A 23,174-nucleotide genomic window follows, 5' to 3' on the forward strand; every position below is an offset into this window, starting at 1 on the left:
GGGGTCCTGGACCCCAGCCGCCGGGCGGCCGCATGTGGGCCGCGGGAGCGTCTCAGGCGTGCAGGGCCAGCGCGCCCTTCGCCGGGACGGACGCGGTCACTGTGCCGTCGTCCCCGACCTCCACTGTGTTGCCGTCGCAGGCGTCCGGGGAGGCCTGGGCCACGTTGCAGTAGGTGCCGGCCGGGAGCGACGTGGTGAACGACTGCTCAAGGGCGTCGTCGCCGTTGTTGATGGCCACGAAGCCCTTGTCGCCGCGGCCGAAGGCGATGGCCGACGATCCGTTGTCCCACCAGTCGGTCAGCTGGGCGCCCTCGGTGGCGTTGTGGAAGCCGACCATTCCGGTGATGGCGGTCTGTGCGTGCGTGCAGGTCCAGCCGTCGCTGCCGCAGGCCGCCGCGCCGCCGTCGGGCGGGCCGGCGTCCTTGTCCGACCACTCGTAGCCGGAGAAGACGTTCGGGGAGCCGTAGGGCGAGGCCAGCATGAAGACGTTGGCCAGGGTGTAGGCCGCGCCGTCCTTGTACGTCAGCGTGGAGCCGTTGCGCTCGGTGTCCCAGTTGTCGACGAACGTACGGGCGTTCGCGCTCGGCAGCTTGCCGTCGGCGATGTCCTTCAGGCCGGTGACACCGCCGCCCTGGAAGGCGCTCTTGAGGTGGCCGCCGTAGCGGAACTCGTCGACGTCGCCCACGCCCGTGTACTCGTCGGGCTGCACGGCCTCGCCGCCGCCGTAGATGACCTCGGTGACCCAGAAGCCGGGGTCGGCCATCTTGCCCTTGATGGCGGCGATGTCATCGGCCGCCATGTGCTTGGCGGCGTCGACGCGGAATCCGTCGACGCCCAGGCCGCGCAGATCGGAGAGGTAGCCGGCGATCGTCGTGCGGACGGCGTCGCTGCCGGTGTCGAGGTCGGCAAGCCCGACCAGTTCGCAGTTCTGGACGTCGTCGCGGTCGCCGTAGTCGCTGATGTCCTTGCGGCAGGCGTGGAAGTCCTGGTCCTGGAAGTACCCGGGGTAGTCGTACTTCGTGTACGCCGTGCCGCCGGTCCCGGTGCCGGAGCCGGACGACATGTGGTTGATGACGGCGTCCGCGACGACCTTCACCCCGGCCGAGTGGCAGCTCTCCACCATCGAGGCGAAGGCGTCGCGGTCACCGAGGCGACCGGCGATCCGGTAACTGACCGGCTGGTACGAGGTCCACCACTGGTCGCCCTGGATGTGCTCCGAGGCGGGCGAGACCTCGACGTAGCCGTAGCCGGCCGGACCGAGCGAATCGGTACAGGCGTGGGCCACCGCGTCGTACTTCCACTCGAACAGGGTGGCGGTGACGGTCTTCTCGCCCGGTGGGGCCGCCTGGGAGGTCCAGGGGGCGAGGACGGTGATACCGGCGGCTGCGAGCAGTCCGGCCAGTGTCGCGCGAGCGGCGCGGGAACTCATCTGCGGCTCCTTCGGTCGCGGGTACGGGCGGAGCCCGTACCCGGCGTGGGCAGCCACGCGCCTGGCCACCGTGGGGGGAGTTCGGAGCCTGCCGTTCCAGCTATGAACACGTCAAGAGGTGACGCAAGGATTTCCAGCATGTTTCTGAAATAACTTGCAGGGACAGCGAGTTGGGTAGCCGGGTGGGGTGGGATGCCGCGCGGCCGACGACCTGCCCTCCGCCACCACCGGCCCGGCCGGTCCGCCGCCGTCGCGGGGCCCGACGGGTCCCCGTCGTCACTGGTCCCGGCGGTGCACCGCAAACACCGCCAGCACGCCCGCCGCCAGTGCCCAGAGAGCGTAGACCGTCCACGCTCCCCCGGTCCCCCACGGGAAGAGGTCGTTGGAGCGCTGCATCCGCGTGCTCGTGAGGCGCTCCCACGCACTGAAGGGCAGGGTGTGCTGGAGCACCGCCGCCAGGTGGCGGCGGGAGCTCAGGACTATCGGCAGCAGGAGCAGCACCACTACACAGTTGACGACGGCGCCCCCGGTGTGCCGGATCACCGAGCCGATCGCCAGTCCGGCGAGCGCGGCCACCGGCGCGAGCAGCGCGGAGGCCACGACAACGCGCAGCGCGTCCGGATGACCGAGGGACACCGAGGCGTCGCGGCCGGAGAGTATCGCCTGGGCCGAGGCGAAGGAGGCGGCGGAGCCGAGCGCGCCGAAGACCGTGGTGACCGTCGCGAGGACGAGCACCTTGGCGGCCATCACCGAACGCCGGGCGGGGACGGCGGTGAACGTGGTGCGGATCAGTCCGGTGCCGTACTCGCCGGTGACCGACAGCGCGCCGATCGTGGCCAGAGCCAGGACCAGGACCATGGCGGAGTTCGCGGTGAAGGCGTCGACGAGCGGTATGCCGTTGGCGACGAACGACGTACGGCTCTGCCCGTCGTGCTGGTACCAGTACTTGTAATGGTCGTACGCCGTACCGGCGTTGAACGCGATGACGGCCGGGGCGGTGATCACGTACAGCCAGGGGGTCGAGCGCAGCGACCACATCTTGAGCCACTCGGCGGCCAGCAGATCAGCGAAGCTGGCGCGGGGCTCGTCCTGTGTCAGGTGGCCCGCGGGTGCGGTCCTCACCGTGGTCATCGGGGGTCTCCTGCGAGGTAGTCGGCACTGTCGGCGGTGAGCTCCATGAACGCCTCCTCCAACGACGCTCCGGATGGGGTGAGTTCGTTCAGCATCACGTGGTGCCGGAAGGCCAGTTCACCGATCCTGGTGGCGGTCGGACCGGTCACCGTGAGCCGGTCGCCGTCCTGTTCCACCGAGGCGCCCTCCGCGGTGAGCAGCGGGGCGAGGGCGGCGGTATCGGGGGTGCCCACGGTCACGCTCATCCGGGTGCCCCGGGCGGCGAAGGCGGAGAGGCTCTCGGCGGCGATGAGTTCGCCGCGTCCGATGACGACGAGACGGTCGGCGGTGTGCTCCATCTCTGTCATCAGGTGGCTAAAGACGAACACCGTACGGCCCTCGGCCGCCAGCCGTCGGAAGAGCCCGCGCACCCAGAGAACACCTTCCGGGTCGAGGCCGTTGAGCGGTTCGTCGAAGAGCAGCACCGGCGGGTCGCCGAGCAGCGCGGTGGCGATGCCGAGCCGCTGGCGCATCCCGAGCGAGAAGCCGCCTATGCGTCGGCGGGCGACCCCGGCGAGGCCCACTTCCCGCAGTAGTCCGTCCACCCGGGCACGCGGGATGCCATTGCTCCGGGCCAGCACGGCGAGGTAGGCGTGGGCGGTACGGCCGCCGTGGACGTCACCCGCGTCGAGCAGGGCGCCGACGTGGCGCAGCCCGCGCGGGCGGTCGCGGAACGGCCGTCCCCGCAGGGTGGCCGTTCCGACGGTGGGTTCGACGAGGCCCAGGAGCATGCGCAGGGTGGTGGTCTTGCCGGCCCCGTTCGGTCCGAGGAAGCCGGTGACCTCACCCGGCCGCACGGTGAAGGTGAGGTTCTTGACGGCGGTTGCCGCGCCGTACCGTTTGGTCAGTGCGTTGACTTCGATCACGGTCCCAACGGTGCCGTCCGCCAACCGCGTTCGTCATCGGACCGTCGGTGACACCCGCCGGGCGGGGTGTCAGCCAGGGGTGTACAACCGTGGTCCGATGCCGGCCGGGAGAGCGGTGGTTACGATCGGCGCATGTCCCCCTCACTCTCCGTTCCCCTGCTCAAGCGCGTACCGCCGGGTTGGTGGGTGGGCATGGCCTGGTACGCGGGCGTGCTGCTCACCTTCCTCGTGCGGGTGCAGCTGCCAGGGGAGTTCGAACCTTCGGTCCGGCCCGGACTGCTGCTGTACCGGTGGGACGGTCTGCTGACCCAGTTGCTCGCCACGGCCCTGGCCGCGGGCGGCTGCCTGGTGATGGAGCGGCGTCCGCTGACCGGCCTGGCGCTCCTGCTGGGTGCCGCCACGACCGCCACGTTCTCGCTGGGTGTGGGGGAGATACCGCTCGCGCAGTTCCTGGCCGCCGATGCAGCGCTGTACTTCATCACCGCCTCCCGGTCCCGCCGGACCGGTCTCGCCGCCCTTCTGATGTCGCTCGGCGTCCTCGCAGGATTCCTGGCCGTCCGGCTGCTGGCCGGGTGGCGCATCGGTACGTCGGCGGAGCTGGTCGTCGCTCTGACCGCGGTCGTCGCCTGGCTGGTGGGCGGCTCGGCGTACGAGACCCGCCGGCACGGCGAGAGGCTGGCCGCGCGGGCCGCCGATCAGGCGGTCATAACGGAACGGCTGCGCATCGCCCGGGAGATGCATGACATGGTCGCGCACAGCGTCGGCATCATCGCCCTCCAGGCGGGAGCGGCGGCCCGGGTCGTGCACACCCAGCCGGACGCCGCCCGCGAGGCGATGCACGCCGTGGAGACGGCGGGCCGGGAGACGCTCTCGGGGCTGCGCCGGATGCTCGGTGCGCTGCGGCAGGACGTGTCGGCGCCCGAGGAGCCGGAGCGGAAGGCGGCGCCGCTGCACCCCACGGAGGGCCTCGCGGACATCGAGCGGCTGGCGAGGGCCACCACCGCGGCCGGGGTCCGGGTGGATGTCCGATGGCAGGGCGCGCGGCGGCCGTTGCCCCCGGACATCGATCTGTCGGCGTTCCGCATCATCCAGGAGTCGGTGACCAACGTCGTGCGGCACGCGGCCACCGGTTCCTGCCGGGTGTCCGTCGAGTACGGCAGCGAGGAACTCGCCATCGAGGTCGCGGACGGCGGCCGGGGCCCCGGCAAGGTGACGGACGGCGGGTTCGGGCTGATCGGAATGCGGGAGCGGGTCGCTCTGCTGCACGGCGAGTTCACCGCCGCCCCGCGCCCGGAGGGCGGTTTCCGGGTGACGGCCCGGCTGCCGGTGCCCGAGGAGTACGCGGCGTGAGCGACCAGGACGCGACGGACCCGGTTTCGATCCGGGTGCTGCTCGCCGACGACCAGCCACTGATCCGGGCCGCCCTGCGCATGGTGATCGCCGACCTCCCGGACATCGAGATGGTGGGCGAGGCGGGCACCGGTGACGAGGCGGTACTGCTGACCGAACAGCTGGCCCCGGACGTCGTCTTGATGGACATCCGGATGCCAGGGCTCAACGGCATCGAGGCCACCGAGCGGATCACGGCGGGGGGCGGCAGCACGCATGTGCTGGTCCTGACGACGTTCGACGACGACGACTACATCTACGGGGCGTTGCGTGCCGGGGCGGCGGGGTTCCTGGTCAAGGACATGGCGCTGGACGACATCCTGGCGGCGGTCCGGGTGGTGGCGGCCGGCGACGCCCTGATCGCGCCGAGCGTGACGCGGCGGCTGATCAAGGAATTCGCGGGCCGTCCCGCCTCCGCGTCGCCGTCGCGGCCGCTCACCGCGATCACCGACCGGGAGCGCGAGGTGCTGGTGCTGGTCGGCAGCGGGCTGTCCAACGCCGAGATCGCGGAGCGGCTGTTCATCAGTGTCGCCACCGCAAAGACCTATCTGACCCGGCTGCTCGCCAAGCTCGACGCGCGGGACCGGGTGCAGTTGGTCATCATCGCGTACGAGGCCGGGCTCGTGTCACCGGGCCGGTGACGTCCCCGGCTCCGCCCGCGGCCGCGCCCGTGTCCGCGACTCGGCTTGAGGACAGCTCCGGGCCGCCGGGCTCCCGCTCAGAGCCAGCCCTTCTCCCGTGCCATCCGGACCGCCTCCGCACGGTTGCGCGCCGCCAGCTTCTGGATCGCCGTCGAGAGGTAGTTGCGGACCGTGCCCTGGGAGAGGTGCAGCACCGCGGCGATCTCCGCGTTGGTGGAACCGTCCGCCGCCGTGCGCAGTACCTCGCGCTCCCGGTCGGTCAGCGGGCTGGCCCCGTCCGCGAGGGCGGCGGCCGCAAGGGTCGGGTCGATGACGCGTTCACCGGCGAGCACCTTGCGTACCGCTGCCGCGAGCTGGGACGCCGGGGCGTCCTTCACCAGGAACGCGTCGGCGCCCGACTCCATCGCGCGGCGGAGGTAGCCGGGGCGGCCGAAGGTGGTGACGACGACGACCTTCACGCCGGGGAGTTCGCGGTGCAGCTCCGCCGCCGCCTCGATGCCCGTCATGCCGGGCATCTCGATGTCCAGGAGGGCCACGTCGATCCGGTGTTCCCGGGCCGCGGCCAGTACCTCGTCACCGCGAGCGACCTGCGCGACGACCTCGATGTCGGGTTCCAGGCCGAGGAGCGCCGCCAGGGCCTCGCGCACCATTGACTGGTCCTCGGCGAGGAGGAGTCTGATCATGCTCATTCCGGGAATCCTAGGTCGGATCCGACCGGCACGCTGAGGGTGATGGTGAAGCCCTTCCCGGAACGGGTGTCGGTGGCCCGGGTGGCCAGCGTCCCGCCGACGGTGGCGAGGCGCTCCGCGATGCCGGTGAGGCCGTTGCCGGGTGCCGTACCGGAGGCGCCGCGGCCGTCGTCGGAGACGGTGAGTTCGAGGACCCGCCCGTCCAGGGTCTGGCGCGGAGCGAGGGTCACCTCGCAGCTGCGGGCACCGCTGTGGCGTACGACATTGGTGACGGCTTCCCGCAGGGCCCAGGCGAGGACCTCCTCCGATTTCTCGGGGAGGTCCCCGGGCGGCTCGGCCGGAATGGCGGCGGCGATCCCGGCGGCGGCCAGCGCGGTCCGGGAACCGGCCAGTTCACCGGGGAGGGTCGGGCGGCGGTAGCCGGTGACCGCGCTGCGCACGTCCACCAGGGCCTGCCTGCTGACCTGTTCGATGTCCGCGACCTGAGCGGCCGCCTGTTCCGGGTGGCCGGGGAGCATCCGCCCGGCCAGTTCGCTCTTGAGGGTGATCAGCGAGAGGGAGTGGCCGAGCAGGTCGTGCAGATCCCTGGCGAGCCGCAGCCGTTCCTCGTTCGCGGCGAGCTGGGCGACGGTGGCGCGGGCCTCGCGCAGCTGGATCGTGGTGCGGATCATCTGCCGGATGCCCGACATCGCGAAGCCGCCGAGCAGGGCGGGGAAGGCCAGGGCCGTGATGATCTCGCGGGAGCGTTCCTGGGTCGTGCCGATGGCCACCAGCACGGCGGCGACGGCAGGGATCAGCCAACGCGCGGCCCGCAGCGGCAGGGTGGCGCCGACGGAGACCGACACGTACACGAACAGGACCAGCCATGGCGCACCGAGCGTCAGGGACAGCAGGACCGCGAGGGCCCCGAGGAAGGCGAGAGCGGCGCGGACCCGGAACGGGTCGAGCGCCTTCGAGGTGTGGCGGAAGACCAGGACCAGATAGACGCCGACGAAGACCACCAGTCCGAGGGCGCCGAGTCCGGTCGCCCACGAGGTGTGCTCGCCGTCCACCAGGTCCTTGACCGGCGCGCTCATGAACGCGAGCCAGATACCGATCCACAGGAACTTCGTCCCCGCCTGTCTCGCGTTCGTGGGCGGGCGCCCCATGCCCACGGACATCTCGTCGTCCTCGTTCACGCGTTCAAGGTGTCCTTCCGGTAGAGCCAGGCCGCTCCGCCCGCGAAGAGCAGGAAGTAGACGCAGAGGATGACGATGTCCTTGGCATGCGGCGCGCCGCCCATCTCGACGGACTGGCCGAGTGCAGCGTACGCGTGCGTGGGCAGCCACTCGGAGATGTTCTGGATCCACTGCGGGAAGGTGGAGGACGGCATCCACAGGCCGCCGAGGATCGACAGCACAAAGTAGATGATCATGGTGATCGGGCGGACCGCGTCACCGCTGGCGAGGTAGCCGATGGCCACCCCGAGAGCGGCGAAGACGAGCGAACCCGCCCAGATGAGGCCGGTCAGGGCCAGCCACTGCCAGAGGTCGAACCGTACGTGCTTGGCGGAGGCGGCGACCAGGAAGACGACCACGATGCAGGGCAGGGTGACCATCGCGGCGCTGGCGATCTTGGCCAGGACGTAGCCGCGGCTGGGCAGCGCGGTCAGCCGGAGCTGGCGGACCCAGCCCTTCTCGCGCTCCTTGGCGATGCGCTCGCTGTTGCCCATCAGCACGGCGGTCAGCGCGCCGAAGGAGGCCATCGAGACCATGAAGAAGGACTGCAGGGTCAGATCGGTGGGCACCTTGTCGGTGGTGTTCTGGGTGCTGGAGATCAGCACGTAGAGCACCGACGGGTAGATGATCGAGAAGAACATGAACTTCTTGTTCCGCAGGGTGCGGGTCACTTCGAGCCTGATCAGCGTGTTCATCGGGTCCTGGCCTCCTCGGCCTCAGTGATGGCGACGAAGGCCTGCTCCAGTCCGAGACCCGCGACTTCGAGCTCACGCGGGTAGAGGCCGAGGCCGTAGACGGCGTGCACGGTCGCGTCGGCGTTGTGCGACTGGATACGGACCCGGCGACCGGTGACGTCGAGTGCGGAGAGGAACGGCAGGGCGCGCAGGGCCTCTTCGTCGACCGGTCCCTCCAGCTCGAAGGAGATCCGGCGGGCGCCGGCCATGGCCTTGATCTCGGCCGCGGTGCCGTCGGCGAGGATCCGCCCCTTGTGGAGGACCAGTACGCGGTCCGCGATGGCGTCGGCCTCTTCGAGGTAGTGGGTGGCGAACAGGACGGTCCGGCCCTGTTCTGCCTGCTCGCGCATGGTGGCCCAGAAGGCGCTCCGGGAGGTGACGTCCATCCCGGTGGTCGGCTCGTCGAGCACGATCAGGTCGTTGGCCCCGGCGGTGGCGAGCGCGAACCGTACGCGCTGCTCCTGACCGCCGGAGAGCTTGTTGACCATGCGGCCGGCGATCGAGGCGATACCGGCCCGCGCCAGCACGTCTTCCACCGGGTAGGGCTTGGGGTGCAGATCGCAGACGAGTCCGACCAGTTCCCCGACGGTGACCTCCTCCATCAGTCCGCCGGTCTGGAGCATCGCGCCGACCCGGCCTGCCGCGATGGCCGCCTGCGGGGTCGTGCCGAAGAGCCGGACCGTACCGGAGTCGGCGGTGCGCAGGCCGAGGAGGAGGTCGAGCGCGGAGGACTTGCCCGCGCCGTTCGGTCCGAGGAGCGCCACCGTCTCGCCCGGGTGCAGGTCGAGCGTGAGCCCGTCCACGGCACGTACGTCGCCGTACGCCTTGCTGACCTGGTCGAAGCTGACCACGGCGGTCTTCGCCCCGGTGGCTTCTGGAGCTTTCGTTGTCATGGGTCCAGCCTGGCCGAACGGGGTACGCGCGCGGCAGGGTCACGGGTCGTGAATCCGGGATGACAGATGTCATGCCGTACGGCTGACGGGTCGCGCGGGCCGTATACCCGACGCCGGGGCCGTACGGGCGCACGACGCCGCCCCCGGCCGGGGTCGGTCGGGGGCGGTGTCTGTGGCGCGGTGCCTGTGATGCGGTGCGGGCCGGTGTCAGCCGTTGCCGTTCAGGTCGATCGTGACGGTGCGCTCGACGGGGGTCTTGCCCAGCAGCGCGCCCTTCATGGCGGAGGCCACGTCGTCCGCGCTGAGCTGGTGCTTCGAACCGTCAGCCTTGGTGATCATGATGCCGTCGAAGACGCCTTCGCAGAGGGTGTCGATGGCCTTCTTGTCGTAGTGCTCGACGAGCTTGCCGTCGACCGCCACCATCGAGAGGATCTTCGGCAGCGACCTGTCCGGGCCGAACTGGATCACCTTGGGGCCGGCCTTGATGGTGATCAGGCCGGACATCGCGGGCTCCGCGAACTCCTTCATCGCCCGGTCCAGCTCGGCCTGGCTGATGGTGGGCCGGCGGGTGGTGACGGGCAACTCGACGGTGGCGGAGCGGCCCGTCTCGACCTGGGCGCGGTAGGCGTCGCGGACCGAGCCCATCGACTGGTTGGCGTCGAGCGCCTTGCCCGCCTTGCCGGGTACGGCGACGGCCTTGCCCGGGACGAACTTGATCGTGCCGTTGCTGGCCGAGCCGGAGGCACCGGCCAAGTCGGTCAGCGCGACGCCCAGCTTCTCCTGGTCGACCGGGATCACCGGGTCGATGTCACGCTTGCCGCCGAAGAGCGAGCCGATGACCGAGACCGGGTTGTAGTCGCTGCCCGCCGCGGCGCGCACGGTCGCCTGGCTGTCCAGGGAGAGCCCGGCCTTGTCCGGTGCGAGCTGCGTCTTCTTGCCGTCCACGCTCAGCTGGAGCGGGGCCTTGGCCCGTTCGCCGAGGGCGGCGTCCAGCTTCTCGACACCGTCCTCCTTGGTGCCGCCGCCGATGTCGACGCCGAGGACGGTGGTGCCCTTGGGGACGTCGGAGTGGTTCATCAGCAGCCCGGCGCCGTACGCGACTCCGAGCAGGCAGACGGCGGCCACGCAGAGCAGGACCAGCTTCGAACGGCCCTTCTTCGCCGGGGCCCTCGCCGCGGCGGGCTCCGGAGCGGTACGGGCGGCGGGCTCGGGCGCCTGCGCGAACCCGCCCGGCCCGGCCGGTCCGGTGCCCATCGGGTTATCCGGGATCCGCGGGGTGAGATCGGGGCCCTGGAACGGCGACTGGGGCCCCGCCGTGCGGCGCTCCGCCGGGACGACGGGGATGCCGCTGGTCAGCGTGTCACCCGAGACGTTGTCGCCCGAGCCGGAGCCGGGACCGGCCGGGAACTGCGGGGTGAGCACCGCGGTGTCGTCGGACATCCGCGGCGGAACGCCACCGGCACCCCCGGGGCCACCGGGTGTCTGCGGTCCGGCCGGTCCGGCCGGTCCGGCCGGTCCGGAGTCCGGCGGCGCGAAGGCCCCGGCGAAGGGGCCCGGTCCGTCGAGGTTCGGGGTGAGCGGGGAGGTGCCGCCGGCCGGTCCCGTGGTGGGCCCGGACGGGCCCGGCGTACGGATGCCGAGGTTCGGCGTGGAGCGTGGGCCGCCGGGGCCGTCCGCTCCGAACTCGCCGGAGCCGGGTGCGCCCGGCTCGCCGCCGCGCTGCGGGCCGTCCGAGAAGTACGGCAGATCGGCGCGCGGGGTACCGGCGGGCGGGGTGCCCCGGTCACCACCCGGACCGTCCGCCCGGTCCCCGGAACCGTTCGCGGCAAAGCCCGCACCGTTCGTACCGCTTCCGGGCGACGGCTTGCCCGGCGCGCCGTTCGCGGACGGGTCCGCCGGGGCGGCAGTCGGGGGCTTGCGGGGTGCGAACCAGTCGCTGCCGCTCTTCTCCCGGGCCGGCTTCTCCGCGGCGGGTTCCGCCGCCGGGGCGGAGCCGTCGGGCTCGGACCCGGGTGCCGCGGGGGTGCCCTGTGCGCCGTTGGACGCGGCCTGACCCGGGCGCGGGAAGTTGCCGGTGCGCTCGTTGCCGGGGCCGCCGTCCGCGTCGCTCATGGGCGTACGCATGACAACCGGCGGGATCGGACGCGAGCCGGGGATGTTGATCCGGATACGCGTCGTCAGCGTCGTCTCCGTCCTCGGCTCTTCCGGCTGGGACGGGTCCGCAGGCTCCGGGGTCTCCTCCGGGGCATCCTGAGAAGGGTGCAGCGACGGATACTGGCGGGATCCGTACGGCGGCGTACCCGAGGGGTACGCGGCTCCCCCGCGGCCCTGGGGCCCGGAGGACGAACTGTCAGTTTCACGACTCAAAGCAGGTTCTCCCGATTGGCTCCGTCGCCCTACTTCCCCGTGCCGCAGGCCAGGGGACGGCTAGGAGGGTGCTGGGCGCGCGAACCACCTTACTGGCCACGGCCGACAGACACCCCGCCACCGGGGGAAACGACTGCGCACCCCCCGGACGGACAGGGGGCATTACGGGATCGGACGTGGCACATTACTTGCCAGGTCGGCCGCTGTCGGCACCCGGTTGGGGTGACCGCGACATGGTGGCACAGATCACAGCGGCGGCCATCCCGCCCAGCATGAAGAGGGCGAGGCCCAGTTCGTCACCGAATACGTAGTCCCCTTCGGGGCGGCCACCCAGCAGAACTACAACAGAAATCAGCCACCCCGCGGCGGGCGCCAGGGCACCCGGCTGCGTGCCCATGAGACACCGGCCGCCGTAGAAGAGTCCGCCGGTCGCCAGCAGTGCCAGCAGCAATCCGCCCGGGAACCAGGCGGGTTGGACCAGAGCTCCGGCGATACCGACGATCGCGCCGAGCACCGCGAGGCCCAGCAGGGCGGCGATCCGGCGCGGGTTGGGCGGAGCGGCCAGGCCGGTGGCCTGAATGTCCCTCGGGGGCGCGTTGGTCCGCGCGGCCCGCGACCTGCTGCCGCTCACTGGTCCGCTCCCGTCACACCGGCGAAGAGATCGTGTTCCCGCGTCCCGGGAGCCGCGCCCGAAGTGCCGCTCACCAACTCGTAGTACTCGGTGGTGAGAACAGGCTGGCCAAGATCGTTCGAAAGAGCGAAGAAGGATCCGCTCAGCGCGATCTGGGTGGCGTGCGCCCGCATCGCTGCGGCCTTGGCCGCCGCGTGGGCGGTGCCGTCGATCTCGGTGGTGATCAGGGTGTCGTTCACCACACCCGGCACGTCGTCGAGCGCGGCGATGCCGGAGAAGGTGTCGGGGGCGGTGGCCCGCAGGTTCGCGAAGGCGTCCTCCGCGATGGTGCGCGGAACCCGGTTCCAGTAGATCTTGGCGATGGTGTGCGGGGCGCCGGAGTCCGCTCGGTACCCGGGGTCCGCGGCCAGTTCGGCGGCGCACGTCGCGACCCGGTGCGCCTGGATGTGGTCGGGGTGTCCGTAGCCCCCGTCGGGGTCGTAGGTGACCAGGACCTGGGGGCGGACCGAGCGGATCACCTCCACGAGGTACCCGGCGGCCTCGTCCACGTCGGCGGACCAGAAGGCGCCCGGACGGTCGTTCTGCTCCGCGCCCATCATCCCGGAGTCGCGGAACCGGCCGGGGCCGCCGAGGAAGCGGTGGTCGGCGACCCCCAGCTCCTTCATCGCCGCCGCGAGTTCGCGCTGTCGCCAGGGGCCCAGGGCGTCGTCCCGGTCGGCCGCCAGGTGCGCGAGCGCGGGCGGGATGACCTCGCCCTCCTCACCGAGCGTGCAGGTCACCAGCGTGACCAGGGCGCCGTCGGCGGCATACCTGGCCATGGTGGCGCCGTTGTTGATCGACTCGTCGTCGGGGTGCGCGTGCACCAGGAGCAGACGCCGGGCGGGAAGGTCCGTCATGGGGACCACCCTACGAGCCGACGGCCCCGATGACCGACGGCGCCCACGCTCCGGGCGCCGACGAACCGCGGACGCCCTCCGACGTCACAGCTCGGCACCGTCGCGGCTCGCAGCCGTCACAGCTCGGCACCTTCGCAGGCGGTCGCCTGCCGCCGTCAGAACTTCAGCCCTCCGATCATGCCCGCCACGTTCGTCGTCACCTCGGAGATCGTGGGCGCGATGGACGAGCTGGCGAGATAGAAACCGAGCAGCATGCAGACCACCGCATGTCCGCCCTTCAGTCCGGATTTCCGGACCAGCAGGAAGACGACGATCGCCAGCAGCACCACCGCCGAAATCGAGAGTGCCACGGCGGTTCACCTCCATCAGTACGGTCGGGACGGGCAGCACGCATGGAGCCAGCAGGTTCATACCCACCGAGCGCTATGGATCATAACTATCCGTGGCAAGGCATTGGTCGGGGCACAGCAGCACGAGGGGCGCACGGCCCGGGGCCGGCCGATAGGTTCGGGTCATGACTTCGTCAGAGATCACCTTTCCGCTCCAGCAGGCCCGGACGATGCGATTCACCCTCGGCGCACCCCGCGCGTTCACGGTGTCACCCGATGGTGAGCGGGTGGTCTTCCTGCGCTCGGGCTCCGGCACCGACAGCGCGAGCCAGCTCTGGACCCTGGACCTGACCGGCGACGACGCACCGAGAGAGCGCGTGGTGGCCGATCCCGCGGTGCTGCTGGGCGGTTCGGCGGAGCGGCTCTCGGCGCAGGAGCGGGCCCGGCGCGAGCGGAGCCGCGAGGGGTCGTCGGGGATCGTGGGCTACGCGCTGGACGGGGCCGCCGAGTTGGCCGCGTTCGCGCTCTCCGGGAAGGTGTACATCGCCCGGCTGCGGGCGGGCACGGCGCGTGCGCTGCCCGTGCCCGGTCCGGTGACCGACCCCCGCCCCTCCCCGGACGGACGACACATCGCATACGTGTCCAAGGGGGCCCTGCGCGTCGTGGGGTCCGGCGGCGAGGAGGACAGGGCGCTCGCGGAGCCGGAGGACGCGGAGGTCTCCTACGGCCTCGCGGAGTTCATCGCGGCCGAGGAGATGCAGCGCTCACGGGGCTTCTGGTGGTCGCCCGAGTCGGACCGGCTGCTGGTCGCCCGGGTCGACGACAGCCCGGTGCGGCGGTGGTGGATCTCCGACCCGGCAGAGCCGGAGCGCAAGCCCGCCGAGATCGCTTACCCGGCGGCCGGTACGCCCAACGCGGACGTGCGGCTCTTCGTCGTGGACCTGACGGGCGAGCGCACCGAGGTCGTCTGGGACCGGGCGCGGTTCCCCTATCTGGCCCGGGTGCACTGGTCGTCCGCAGGAGCGCCGCTGCTGCTGGTGCAGGCCCGTGACCAGCAGAGCCAGCTGCATCTCGCGGTGGACCCGGAGACCGGCACGACCCGCACCGTGCACGTCGACGAGGACCCGGTCTGGCTGGACCTGTTCCCGGGGGTGCCCGCGTGGGCGCCGGACGGACGGCTGGTCCGGATCGCGGACGAGGGCGGGGCGCGGGTCCTCGCGGTCGGTGACCGGCTGCTGACCGGGGCGCAGTTGCAGATCCAGTCGGTGCTGGACATCGGCGGCTCGGACATCCTGGTGGCGGCCTCCGCAGGGGAAACGGCGGCCGCGCCGGAGATCGGCGAGACCCATGTCTACCGGGTCAACGAGCTGGGCGTGGAGCGGGTCTCGAAGGGCGTGGGCGTGCATACCGCGGTCCGGGCCGGCGGGGTGACGGTGCTGGTGTCCACCTCCCCGGACCGGCCGGGAACGACCGCCCAGGTGCTCCGGAACGGCAAGCGGATCACCACCGTGGCGAACCACGCGGAGCAGCCGGTGCTCTCCGTCCGGGCGCGGTTCACCGAAGGGGGCGCACGGCGGATTCCGTGCGCCGTGCTACTCCCCACCGGGTACAAGGAATCGGATGGTCCGCTTCCGGTTCTGATGGATCCGTACGGCGGGCCGCACGGCCGCCGGGTGGTCGCCGCCCACAACACGCATCTCACCTCGCAGTGGTTCGCGGACCAGGGTTTCGCCGTGGTCGTCGCGGACGGCCGCGGCACCCCGGGCCGCTCCCCCGGCTGGGAGAAGGCGGTCAAGAACAACATCGCCCTCACCGTCGACGACCAGGTGGAAGCGCTGCACGCGCTCGCGGAGCGGTTCCCGCTGGATCTGGACCGGGTGGCCATCCGGGGCTGGTCGTTCGGCGGATTCCTGGCCGGCATGGCGGCGCTGCGACGGCCGGACGTCTTCCACGCGGCGATCGTCGGCGCCCCGGTGACCGACCAGCGGCTCTACGACACCCACTACACCGAGCGCTACCTCGGGGACCCGGCGAAGCAGCCGCAGGTGTACGCGGACAACTCGCTGGTCACCGACGAGGGGCTGTCGCACGCCGCCGAGCAGGCACGGCCGATGATGATCATCCACGGGCTGGTGGACGACAACGTGGTGGTCGCGCACACGCTGCGGCTGTCCTCCGCGCTGCTGGCCGCAGGGCGGCCGCACGAGGTGCTGCCGCTGAGCGGGGTGACGCATCTGCCCCGGCAGGAGAAGGTGGCCGAGAACCTGCTGCTGCTCCAGGTGGACTTCCTGAAGCGGTCCTTGGCGGGCCCGGCCGCGTAGGACCTCCGTCCGGGCGGGAGACCTCCCCGCTACCAGCCCGGCGGCGGCTGGGAGGGCGGTGGGGGCGGTCCGAAGCCGCCGCCACCGCCACCGCCCTGCGGGTATCCGTAACCCGGTCCCGGGGCAGGCGGCCGCTGCCCCGGGTTCTGGCCGGCGTCTTCCGGTCCGGGGTGCGCCTCGGAGCCGTACCCAGGTGTTCCGTATCCCGGGGTGCCGTACCCCTGCTGCCCGTACCCCGGCTGCCCGTACCCGGAGCCGTACCCCGGTGCCGGTGAGCCGGGGAGGTCCGCGAAGCCCCTGGGTGCCAGCGCGATGAGCACCAGGACGGCGACGAACGTCTCGAAGAACCAGCTGGCCAGCGTGAGCTGGGTCTCGGTCGACAGCGAACCGAAGTGGTCGAACAGTTCGTAGTGCACGGTCAGGGCCACGCCCGACACCCCGCCGGGCAGCAGGAGCGCGGCCGCCACCAGGCCGAACGGCCTTGAGTGCACGGCGTGGGAGAGCGCGCTCACCCCCGCGAACAGGCAGAGCAGGACCGTCAGCGCGCTCGCCCAGCCCACGGGCGGATCGGCCAGCCCGTGCGCGAGCCGGTCGCCGCCCAGGTACCAGTCGGGGAAGAGCTCCGGGTACTTCACGGCCTGGCGGATCTCCCAGGCTGCCAGCACCGCGCCGGCCGCGCACAGCAGCAGGAACGCCGTGACCGAGGCGCCCGGCCCCGGCCGGGTGGGCAGTTGCTCGTGGGAGCCGTCCGGCGGACGCCGCCCGGCCCCGGCGGTGATGAGGAGCGCGATGCCCGCCGCGAGGGCGGCGAAGGCACTGATCAGCGCCCGGGTGCGCAGGTCGTCCGAGTACGACGACTCCATCGCCCGGCTGCCGATGTTCCAGAGTCCGGGCAGCCGTACGGCGACCGTGACCACTCCGATGGCGACGAGCACCGTGGCGGCGACGGCGGAGCGGAGCGCGGCGACGGCGGCGACCGCATAGAGCACGAGCAGCACGGCGTCCGTGGCCGTGGTCGCGGCCAGCGCGCGGGGGTGGGCATCGGGGAAACCGGCCCAGTAACGCAGCAGCCCGTCGAACTCCACTGCCCTGATGTCCCGTACGAGCCAGCTCGCGACGATCATCGCCAGCACGCCACAGAGGACGGAACCCGTGACTCTTGCTCCCCGCGTGAGTATCACACCGGCGATACTCCACCGAGCCCGGTCTCCCGACAAGAGGGCCATGACGGCGCGGTCCTGTCGGGCGGCCGGCCGGGGGACTTGACGCCCCCCGGCCGGCCCACGGCACCCGCACGGCCGTACGTCGTCCATGGTGACGGGTCCGTATATCGGACGTGCGACGCGCGAGTTGCCCGTGCGTTAACGCGTGCGCGGGTCAGCCGGCCCGGCTGCTGCCGGACGGCGGCGGCGCCTCACCGGTCTCCGGGGGCCCGCCGGTTCCGGCGTCCCCGGCGTCCGCACCGTCCCCGCCGGGCGGGACCGGCGGTTGCGGGGACGAGGCCGGCGGCCTGCGGGCTTCCTTGTCCACCTGTTCCACGTCCGGACCGGGACCGCCCTCCCCCGGTGCCGCCTCCAGCGTGCCCTCCGGCGGCACCACGCGCTTCTCCTCCGCGAAGTGACAGGCCGAATCGTGCCGGGCCGGGGTGTCCGTCAGCCGGAAGACCGCAGGGACGGCCAGCAGCGGCACCTCCAGCTCGCACCGCTCCTGCGCCTTCCAGCAACGGGTGCGGAAGCGACAGCCGGAGGGCGGGTTGGCGGGCGAGGGCACGTCGCCGTGCAGGATGATCCGCTCGCGGTACTCGCGCGCCATCGGGTCCGGCACCGGCACGGCGGAGAGCAGCGCCTGGGTGTACGGGTGCGTGGGGTGCTCGTAGATCTCCTCGTCGGTGCCGATCTCCGCGAACCGGCCCAGGTACATCACCCCGACCCGGTCGGAGATGTGCCGCACGATCGACAGGTCGTGCGCGATGAACACGTAGCTCAGGTCGAACTCCGACTGGAGCCGGTCCAGCAGGTTGACGACCTGCGCCTGGACGGAGACGTCGAGGGCCGAGACCGGTTCGTCCGCAACGATGATCTCGGGGTTGAGCGCGAGGCCGCGGGCGATGCCGATGCGCTGGCGCTGGCCGCCGGAGAACTGGTGCGGATAGCGGTTGATGTACTCCGGGTTGAGACCGACGACGTCGAGCAGGTCCTGGACCTTGCGCCGGCGGTCGCCCTTGGGAGCCACCTCGGGGTGGATCTCGTACGGCTCCCCGATGATGTCGCCCACCGTCATCCGCGGGTTGAGCGAGGTGTACGGGTCCTGGAACACCATCTGGATGTTGCGGCGCACCGCCTTCAGGGCGCGGCCGGACAGCTTGGTGATGTCCTCGCCCTTGTACCGGATCATTCCGGCCGTCGGGTCCTCCAGGTGCACGAGCAGCCGGGCGACGGTCGACTTCCCGCAGCCTGACTCGCCCACGATGCCGAGCGTCTCGCCGGCCGCCAGGTCGAAGGAGACCCCGTCGACCGCCTTGACCGCCCCGATCTGCTTCTTGATCACGATGCCCCGGGTGAGCGGGTAGTGCTTGACGAGGTCGCGCACCTCCAGGATCGGTTCCTTGCCCGCCTGGGCGCTCGTCTCGCGTGACTTGGCCAGCAGGGCGCGTGCCACCTCGCCCTCCTGGCGCGCTTCCCTGCGCCCCGAGTGATCAGCGTGCATCGAGCGTCTCCTTCCAGAAGTAGCAGGCGCTCTGACGGTTCTCGGCCACGTCGAACAGCGGCGGTACGTCGGTGCGGCAGACGTCCTGGGCCAGCGGGCAGCGCGGGTTGAAGGCGCAGCCGGGCGGGATGTGCAGCAGGTTGGGCGGCAGCCCCTTGATCGCGTAGAGCTCCCGGCCCTTCTGGTCCAGGCGCGGGATCGAGCGGAGCAGGCCCTGGGTGTAGGGGTGCGCGGGTGCCCGGTAGATGTCGTGGACGGGTGAGGTCTCGACGATCCGGCCCGCGTACATCACGGCGATCTTGTCCGCGACGTCCGCGACGACGCCCAGGTCGTGGGTGATCAGGATCAGGCCCATGTTCAGTTCGCGCTGGAGCTCCGCGAGCAGGTCCATCACCTGGGCCTGGACGGTGACGTCGAGCGCGGTGGTCGGCTCGTCCGCAATGATCAGCGAGGGCTCCAGGGCCAGCGCCATCGCGATCATGATGCGCTGGCGCATGCCGCCGGAGAACTGGTGCGGGTAGTTGCCGACGCGTTCCTTGGCGGCCGGGATGCGCACCCGGTCCATCAGTTCGACGGCCTTGGCCTTCGCCTCCTTGCGGGACGCCCCCCGGTGCACCACGAACATCTCTCCGAGCTGCTCCCCCACCGTCAGCACGGGGTTGAGGGAGGAGAGCGCGTCCTGGAAGATCATCGCCATCTCCTGGCCGCGGATCTTCCGGCGCTCCTCCTTCTTCAGCTTGAGCAGGTCGCGGTCCTTGAAGAGGATCTCGCCGCCGCTGATCTTTCCCGGCGGCATGTCGAGGATGCCCATGATCGCCTGTGCGGTGACCGACTTGCCGGAGCCGGACTCCCCGAGCACGGCGAGCGTCTCACCCTCGGAAACCGAGTAGTTGACCCCGTTGACGGCCTTGGCGACCCCGTCCCGGGTGTGGAACTCCACGTGCAGATCGCGCACTTCGAGCAACATGGCAGCGGACTCCTCAGCGCAGCTTGGGATCGAGGGCGTCGCGCACCGCGTCGCCGAGCATGATGAACGCGAGCACGGTGATCGCCAGCGCGCCGGCCGGCCAGAGGAGCATGTGCGGGGCGTTGCGGATGTTCTGCGAGGCGGACGAGATGTCGATGCCCCAGCTGACCGTGGGGGGCTTCAGTCCGACGCCGAGGTAGGAGAGCGTCGCCTCCAGCGCGATGTACGTGCCCAGCGCGATGGTGGCGACGACGATGACGGGCGCGACCGCGTTGGGGGCGACGTGCCGCAGCATCATGCGGGAGTTGGACGCTCCGAGGGCGCGCGCCGCCTGCACGTAGTCGTGCTGTTTCGCGGTGATGACCGCGCCTCGGGCGATCCTGGAGATCTGCGGCCAGCCGAGCAGGACCATGAAGCCGATGACCGGCCAGACGGTGTTGCTGGTGACCACGGAGAGCAGGACCAGACCGCCGAGCACCACGGGGATGGCGAAGAAGATGTCCGTGACGCGGGAGAGGATGGCGTCCCAGGCCCCGCCGAAGAAGCCCGCGAGTCCGCCGAGCAGCCCGCCGAGCAGCGCCACGCCGAGGGTGGCGCAGACGCCGACGGTGACGGAGGCCCGCGCCCCGTAGACGACCCGGGTGTAGACGTCGCAGCCCTGCGCGTTGAACCCCATGGGGTGGCCGGGCTGGGAGCCCTGCTGGGCCTTGGCGAGGTCGCATTTGAGGGGGTTGCCGGACGCGATCAGCGAGGGCCAGATCGAGATGATGACCAGGAAGACGATGATCAGGGCCGAGGCGATGAAGACGGGGTTGCGGCGCAGGTCGCGCCAGGCGTCGGCCCACAGGCTCCCGGCCCGTTCCCTGGGCGCGCCGCCCTCCGGGTTTTCCGGTGTGCCCTCCAGCGTGGTGCCCTCGCTCATGCCCAGGTCCGCCGCTCCGCCGGCACCGGTCCCGGCAATCGCGTTCTGGGGCTCGGGCTGAGGTTCAGGCATAACGGATCCTCGGGTCGAGTACGGAGTACAGGAGGTCGACAACCAGATTCGCGATGAGGAAGACCAGCACCAGGATGGTCGCGAAGCCGACCACGGTCTGGGTGTTCTGCCGCAGGATGCCCTGGTAGATCTGGTATCCGACGCCATGGATGTTGAAGATGCGCTCGGTGACGATCGCGCCGCCCATCAGCGCGCCGATGTCCGTACCGATGAAGGTGACGACCGGGATCAGCGAGTTGCGCAGCAGGTGTCGCACGACGACGCGGCGCCTGGGCAGTCCTTTCGCCACGGCCGTGCGGACGTAGTCGGCGCGGGAGTTCTCCGCGATCGATGTCCGGGTGAGGCGGGTGACGTAGGCGAGGGAGACCGAGGCGAGCACCAGGCCGGGCAGGATGAGCTCGTCGAACGGCGCTTCCGAGGAGACCGTCGGGGAGATGGCGGACCATTTCACCCCGAGCAGGTACTGGAGTACGTAGCCGGTGACGAAGGTGGGGATCGCGATCACGACGAGCGTCGCGACCAGGACCGAGTTGTCGACGACGCGGCCCCGCCTCAGTCCGCTGATGACGCCGAGCGTGACGCCCACAATGATCTCGAACAGGATCGCGACGATGGTCAGCCGCAGGGTGACCGGATAGGCGGACGCCATCAGCTCGGTGACCTTCTGCCCGTTGAAGGCGGTACCGAAGTCGCCGGTGAACACGTTGCCCATGTAGGTCAGGTATTGCTGCCAGACGGGCTTGTCCAGCCCGAATTCCTTCTGCAGCTGGGCGGCCGTCGTCGGGTCGCACTGCCGGTCGCCGCAGAGGCCCGCGATCGGGTCGCCCATCACGTTGACCATCAGGAACAGCAGCAGCGTTGCTCCGATGAAGACCGGAATCATCTGGAGCAGACGACGGATCACATAACGCCCCATGTCGCCCTCCGCGCATCGATCGGGCACTGGACTCCGGCCGGCGCTCGCTCCGCGGTGGATCGGGACCTGATGAACGGTCGCATCGCGCGGTCACCTCCCTGTTGCCGTGAACCAAATAACATCCCATTTCACACGAAATAGCACCTTCTGTGCACCCTCACGGGAACACGCACGCGCCGGAAGGGGCCAACCGTGTGACGGGCACCGGGACCCGGCAGAACGCACGGCGGCCCGGCACACCCTCAGGGAGTGCCGGGCCGGGGGCGGCCGCTACCGGGTCACTTGACCTTGATCTCGCTGTAGACCGGAACGCTGAACGGGTTCAGCGCGACGTTCGAGACGTTCGTGGAGTAGCCGGCGCTGCCGTTCTGGTACCAGAGCGGAATGGCCGCCATGTTGTCCCGGACCACCGCTTCGGCGTCCTTGAAGGTCTTGACCGCCTTGGCCTTGTCGGACTCGGCGTTGGCCTTGTTGACCAGGTCGTCGAACTTCTTGTCCGTCCACTTCCCGTCGTTGGACGAGGCGTTGGTGTAGTAGAGCGGCTGCAGGAAGTTCTGCACGAGCGGGTAGTCCATCTGCCAGCCCGCACGGAAGGGACCGGTCATCTTCTTCTGGGTGATCTTGTTGCGGAAGTCCGCGAAGGTGCCCGTCGGGCTGCCCACGCAGGCCTTGTCGTTGCCGAGCGCGTTGTTGATGCTGTTGCAGACCGCGTCCACCCAGTCCTTGTGGCTGCCCGTGTCGGCGTTGTAGCCGATCTTGACCTGACCGCCGGGGATGCCGCCGCCCTGGGAGATCAGCTTCTTGGCCTCCGCGGGGTTGTAGTCGCACAGGCTGCCGCAGAAGCCGGACTGGTATCCGCCCGCGTCACCCAGCACCGGCGAGGTCCAGTCGGTCGCGGGCGTCCGGGTGTTGTTGAAGATCGTCTCGGTGATCTGCTTGCGGTTGATGGCCATGGAGAGGCCCTTGCGGACCTTGTCGCTGTCCGCCTTGTCCCACGCCTTGTCGTAGAACGGGAAGGCCAGGGTCTGGATGATGCCCGCCGGGGTGTTGATGTAGCGGTCACCGAGGTCCGCCTTGACGTTCTTGAGCTGCGCGGCGGGGACGTCGTCCACCAGGTCGAGGTTGCCGGCCACCAGATCGGTGTAGGCGGTGTTGTTGTCGGTGTAGACCTTGAGGTCGATGCCACCGTTCTGCGCCTTGTCGGACCCGGGGTACTTGTCCCACTTGCGCAGGGACATCTGCGAGCCCTTGGTGTACGACTTGATGGTGTAGGGCCCGTTGCCGACCGGCTTCTTCAGGTAGGCGGCATGGTCGTCGAAGAAGATCCTGGGCAGCGGGGCGAACGCCGCGTAGCCCAGCGTCTCGGGCCACAGCGAGAACTTCTGGTTGAGCTTGACGGTGAACGTCCTGGCGCCGGTGACCTTCAGCCCGGACATCGCCCCGGCGGCCTGGGCGCCGGAGTCCGGGTGCACCTTGTCATAGCCCTCGATCTGGCCGAAGAAGTAGGCGTTCTTCTGGTTGTTCTTGAGGCTCGCGCCGTAGTTCCACGCGTCCACGAAGGACTTGGCGGTGACCTTCTCGCCGTTGGAGAACGTCCAGCCGTCCTTGACGGTGATGTCGAAGGTCTTCGAGTCGGACGTGGCGATCTTCTCCGCCAGCATGTCCTCGGCGGCGCCGGTCTTGGGGTTGTACCGCTTGAGACCCCGGAAGACCATGTCGAGGACCTTGCCGCCCTGCACCTCGTTGGTGTTGGCCGGCTCCAGCGGGTTCTGCGGGTCACCCCACGAGGAACTCACCACCCCATTGGCACCACCACCGCCGCCACCGCTGTCGCCCCCGCCGCCGCAGGCGGTCGCCGCCAGGGCGACGGCGACCGCGCATGCTGCCCACTTCGCCTGTGTGGCTCCGCGCATGGAGTGCCTCCTCGTAGTGCTCGTCTTACGTCAGGTCAAATATCACCGCATACCTTCCCTTACGCATATTTACCCCCGCCATCCGGGCACTCCCGAAGTCACCCGG

Annotated in this window: 20 protein-coding genes; 3 read left to right on the top strand and 17 right to left on the bottom strand. The window is 70.7% G+C overall.

Annotation, left to right across the window (positions count from 1 at the left end):
- Nucleotides 1-52 precede the first annotated feature (52 nt).
- The 3 genes from RLT59_RS12200 to RLT59_RS12210 form a co-directional block, all read right to left on the bottom strand.
- Nucleotides 53-1,429 carry an alpha-amylase gene (locus tag RLT59_RS12200; protein WP_311303424.1) on the bottom strand — a complete coding sequence of 459 codons (1,377 nt, stop codon included), beginning with the start codon at nucleotides 1,427-1,429 and terminating at the stop codon, nucleotides 53-55.
- 276 nt (nucleotides 1,430-1,705) lie between these two features.
- A complete protein-coding gene (locus RLT59_RS12205; protein WP_311303425.1) occupies nucleotides 1,706-2,560 on the bottom strand; it encodes an ABC transporter permease subunit in 855 nt (284 codons plus the stop codon).
- Entirely contained in the window at nucleotides 2,557-3,465 is a 909-nt protein-coding gene (locus RLT59_RS12210) for an ABC transporter ATP-binding protein (protein WP_311303426.1), read from the bottom strand. Before RLT59_RS12210 ends, RLT59_RS12205 begins: the two co-directional genes overlap by 4 nt.
- A gap of 132 nt (nucleotides 3,466-3,597) precedes the next feature.
- Here RLT59_RS12210 and RLT59_RS12215 point away from each other — a divergent pair, with 132 nt between their 5' ends.
- Complete coding sequence (locus RLT59_RS12215; protein WP_311303427.1) at nucleotides 3,598-4,815, top strand: sensor histidine kinase; 1,218 nt, start codon at nucleotides 3,598-3,600, stop codon at nucleotides 4,813-4,815.
- Complete coding sequence (locus RLT59_RS12220) at nucleotides 4,812-5,495, top strand: response regulator (protein ID WP_311303428.1); 684 nt, start codon at nucleotides 4,812-4,814, stop codon at nucleotides 5,493-5,495. The genes RLT59_RS12215 and RLT59_RS12220 overlap by 4 nt, the downstream gene beginning before the upstream one ends.
- Nucleotides 5,496-5,572: 77 nt before the next feature.
- Here the strand turns inward: RLT59_RS12220 and RLT59_RS12225 are convergent, their stop codons facing one another.
- From RLT59_RS12225 to RLT59_RS12260, 8 genes are all read right to left on the bottom strand, one after another.
- Nucleotides 5,573-6,184: a response regulator transcription factor gene (locus RLT59_RS12225; RefSeq protein ID WP_311303429.1), complete on the bottom strand. Its 612-nt coding sequence runs from the start codon at nucleotides 6,182-6,184 to the stop codon at nucleotides 5,573-5,575.
- Nucleotides 6,181-7,344, bottom strand: coding sequence for a sensor histidine kinase (locus RLT59_RS12230; RefSeq protein ID WP_311307697.1), 1,164 nt, complete (start codon nucleotides 7,342-7,344; stop codon nucleotides 6,181-6,183). The genes RLT59_RS12225 and RLT59_RS12230 overlap by 4 nt, the downstream gene beginning before the upstream one ends.
- 14 nt (nucleotides 7,345-7,358) lie before the next feature.
- A complete protein-coding gene (locus RLT59_RS12235) occupies nucleotides 7,359-8,096 on the bottom strand; it encodes an ABC transporter permease (protein ID WP_311303430.1) in 738 nt (245 codons plus the stop codon).
- Nucleotides 8,093-9,028: an ABC transporter ATP-binding protein gene (locus RLT59_RS12240; protein ID WP_311303431.1), complete on the bottom strand. Its 936-nt coding sequence runs from the start codon at nucleotides 9,026-9,028 to the stop codon at nucleotides 8,093-8,095. Before RLT59_RS12240 ends, RLT59_RS12235 begins: the two co-directional genes overlap by 4 nt.
- A 207-nt stretch (nucleotides 9,029-9,235) precedes the next feature.
- A complete protein-coding gene (locus RLT59_RS12245; RefSeq protein WP_399125279.1) occupies nucleotides 9,236-11,140 on the bottom strand; it encodes a peptidoglycan binding domain-containing protein in 1,905 nt (634 codons plus the stop codon).
- Between the two features lie 439 nt (nucleotides 11,141-11,579).
- A complete protein-coding gene (locus RLT59_RS12250) occupies nucleotides 11,580-12,026 on the bottom strand; it encodes a DUF6113 family protein (RefSeq protein WP_311303433.1) in 447 nt (148 codons plus the stop codon).
- The gene (gene mshB / locus RLT59_RS12255; protein WP_311303434.1) at nucleotides 12,023-12,922 is read right to left on the bottom strand and encodes an N-acetyl-1-D-myo-inositol-2-amino-2-deoxy-alpha-D-glucopyranoside deacetylase; all 900 of its coding nucleotides are present in this window, start codon (nucleotides 12,920-12,922) and stop codon (nucleotides 12,023-12,025) included. Before mshB ends, RLT59_RS12250 begins: the two co-directional genes overlap by 4 nt.
- Before the next feature lie 155 nt (nucleotides 12,923-13,077).
- The gene (locus tag RLT59_RS12260; protein WP_073736631.1) at nucleotides 13,078-13,272 is read right to left on the bottom strand and encodes a hypothetical protein; all 195 of its coding nucleotides are present in this window, start codon (nucleotides 13,270-13,272) and stop codon (nucleotides 13,078-13,080) included.
- 164 nt (nucleotides 13,273-13,436) lie between these two features.
- Here RLT59_RS12260 and RLT59_RS12265 point away from each other — a divergent pair, with 164 nt between their 5' ends.
- Nucleotides 13,437-15,572, top strand: coding sequence for a S9 family peptidase (locus tag RLT59_RS12265; protein ID WP_311303435.1), 2,136 nt, complete (start codon nucleotides 13,437-13,439; stop codon nucleotides 15,570-15,572).
- Nucleotides 15,573-15,601: 29 nt separating this feature from the next.
- Here RLT59_RS12265 and RLT59_RS12270 read toward each other — a convergent pair whose 3' ends face one another.
- From RLT59_RS12270 to RLT59_RS12295, 6 genes are all read right to left on the bottom strand, one after another.
- Entirely contained in the window at nucleotides 15,602-16,696 is a 1,095-nt protein-coding gene (locus tag RLT59_RS12270) for a hypothetical protein (RefSeq protein WP_311307698.1), read from the bottom strand.
- 253 nt (nucleotides 16,697-16,949) lie between these two features.
- Nucleotides 16,950-18,278, bottom strand: a complete 1,329-nt coding sequence (locus RLT59_RS12275; protein ID WP_311303436.1) for an ABC transporter ATP-binding protein — start codon at nucleotides 18,276-18,278, stop codon at nucleotides 16,950-16,952.
- The gene (locus RLT59_RS12280; protein WP_311303437.1) at nucleotides 18,268-19,245 is read right to left on the bottom strand and encodes an ABC transporter ATP-binding protein; all 978 of its coding nucleotides are present in this window, start codon (nucleotides 19,243-19,245) and stop codon (nucleotides 18,268-18,270) included. The genes RLT59_RS12275 and RLT59_RS12280 overlap by 11 nt, the downstream gene beginning before the upstream one ends.
- Nucleotides 19,246-19,258: 13 nt before the next feature.
- Nucleotides 19,259-20,239, bottom strand: a complete 981-nt coding sequence (locus RLT59_RS12285) for an ABC transporter permease (protein WP_311303438.1) — start codon at nucleotides 20,237-20,239, stop codon at nucleotides 19,259-19,261.
- Nucleotides 20,232-21,155 (bottom strand): ABC transporter permease, encoded by a 924-nt coding sequence (locus RLT59_RS12290; protein WP_311303439.1) that lies wholly within the window; start codon nucleotides 21,153-21,155, stop codon nucleotides 20,232-20,234. Before RLT59_RS12290 ends, RLT59_RS12285 begins: the two co-directional genes overlap by 8 nt.
- 278 nt (nucleotides 21,156-21,433) lie before the next feature.
- Nucleotides 21,434-23,068, bottom strand: coding sequence for a peptide ABC transporter substrate-binding protein (locus RLT59_RS12295; protein WP_311303440.1), 1,635 nt, complete (start codon nucleotides 23,066-23,068; stop codon nucleotides 21,434-21,436).
- Between the last annotated feature and the right edge of the window lie 106 nt (nucleotides 23,069-23,174).

Origin of the sequence: Streptomyces sp. ITFR-6 (assembly GCF_031844725.1) — a bacterium.
Classification (GTDB): Bacteria; Actinomycetota; Actinomycetes; order Streptomycetales; family Streptomycetaceae; genus Streptomyces.

Coding starts and splice junctions, on each gene's coding strand:
- RLT59_RS12290 (WP_311303439.1), bottom strand. CDS start 21,155: ATGGGGCGTTATGTGATCCGTCGTCTGCTCCAGATGATTCCGGTCTTC.
- RLT59_RS12215 (WP_311303427.1), top strand. CDS start 3,598: ATGTCCCCCTCACTCTCCGTTCCCCTGCTCAAGCGCGTACCGCCGGGT.
- RLT59_RS12285 (WP_311303438.1), bottom strand. CDS start 20,239: ATGCCTGAACCTCAGCCCGAGCCCCAGAACGCGATTGCCGGGACCGGT.
- RLT59_RS12295 (WP_311303440.1), bottom strand. CDS start 23,068: ATGCGCGGAGCCACACAGGCGAAGTGGGCAGCATGCGCGGTCGCCGTC.
- RLT59_RS12205 (WP_311303425.1), bottom strand. CDS start 2,560: ATGACCACGGTGAGGACCGCACCCGCGGGCCACCTGACACAGGACGAG.
- RLT59_RS12200 (WP_311303424.1), bottom strand. CDS start 1,429: ATGAGTTCCCGCGCCGCTCGCGCGACACTGGCCGGACTGCTCGCAGCC.
- RLT59_RS12275 (WP_311303436.1), bottom strand. CDS start 18,278: ATGCACGCTGATCACTCGGGGCGCAGGGAAGCGCGCCAGGAGGGCGAG.
- RLT59_RS12280 (WP_311303437.1), bottom strand. CDS start 19,245: ATGTTGCTCGAAGTGCGCGATCTGCACGTGGAGTTCCACACCCGGGAC.
- RLT59_RS12270 (WP_311307698.1), bottom strand. CDS start 16,696: ATGATCGTCGCGAGCTGGCTCGTACGGGACATCAGGGCAGTGGAGTTC.
- mshB (WP_311303434.1), bottom strand. CDS start 12,922: ATGACGGACCTTCCCGCCCGGCGTCTGCTCCTGGTGCACGCGCACCCC.
- RLT59_RS12225 (WP_311303429.1), bottom strand. CDS start 6,184: ATGAGCATGATCAGACTCCTCCTCGCCGAGGACCAGTCAATGGTGCGC.
- RLT59_RS12265 (WP_311303435.1), top strand. CDS start 13,437: ATGACTTCGTCAGAGATCACCTTTCCGCTCCAGCAGGCCCGGACGATG.
- RLT59_RS12230 (WP_311307697.1), bottom strand. CDS start 7,344: ATGTCCGTGGGCATGGGGCGCCCGCCCACGAACGCGAGACAGGCGGGG.
- RLT59_RS12245 (WP_399125279.1), bottom strand. CDS start 11,140: ATGAGCGACGCGGACGGCGGCCCCGGCAACGAGCGCACCGGCAACTTC.
- RLT59_RS12240 (WP_311303431.1), bottom strand. CDS start 9,028: ATGACAACGAAAGCTCCAGAAGCCACCGGGGCGAAGACCGCCGTGGTC.
- RLT59_RS12235 (WP_311303430.1), bottom strand. CDS start 8,096: ATGAACACGCTGATCAGGCTCGAAGTGACCCGCACCCTGCGGAACAAG.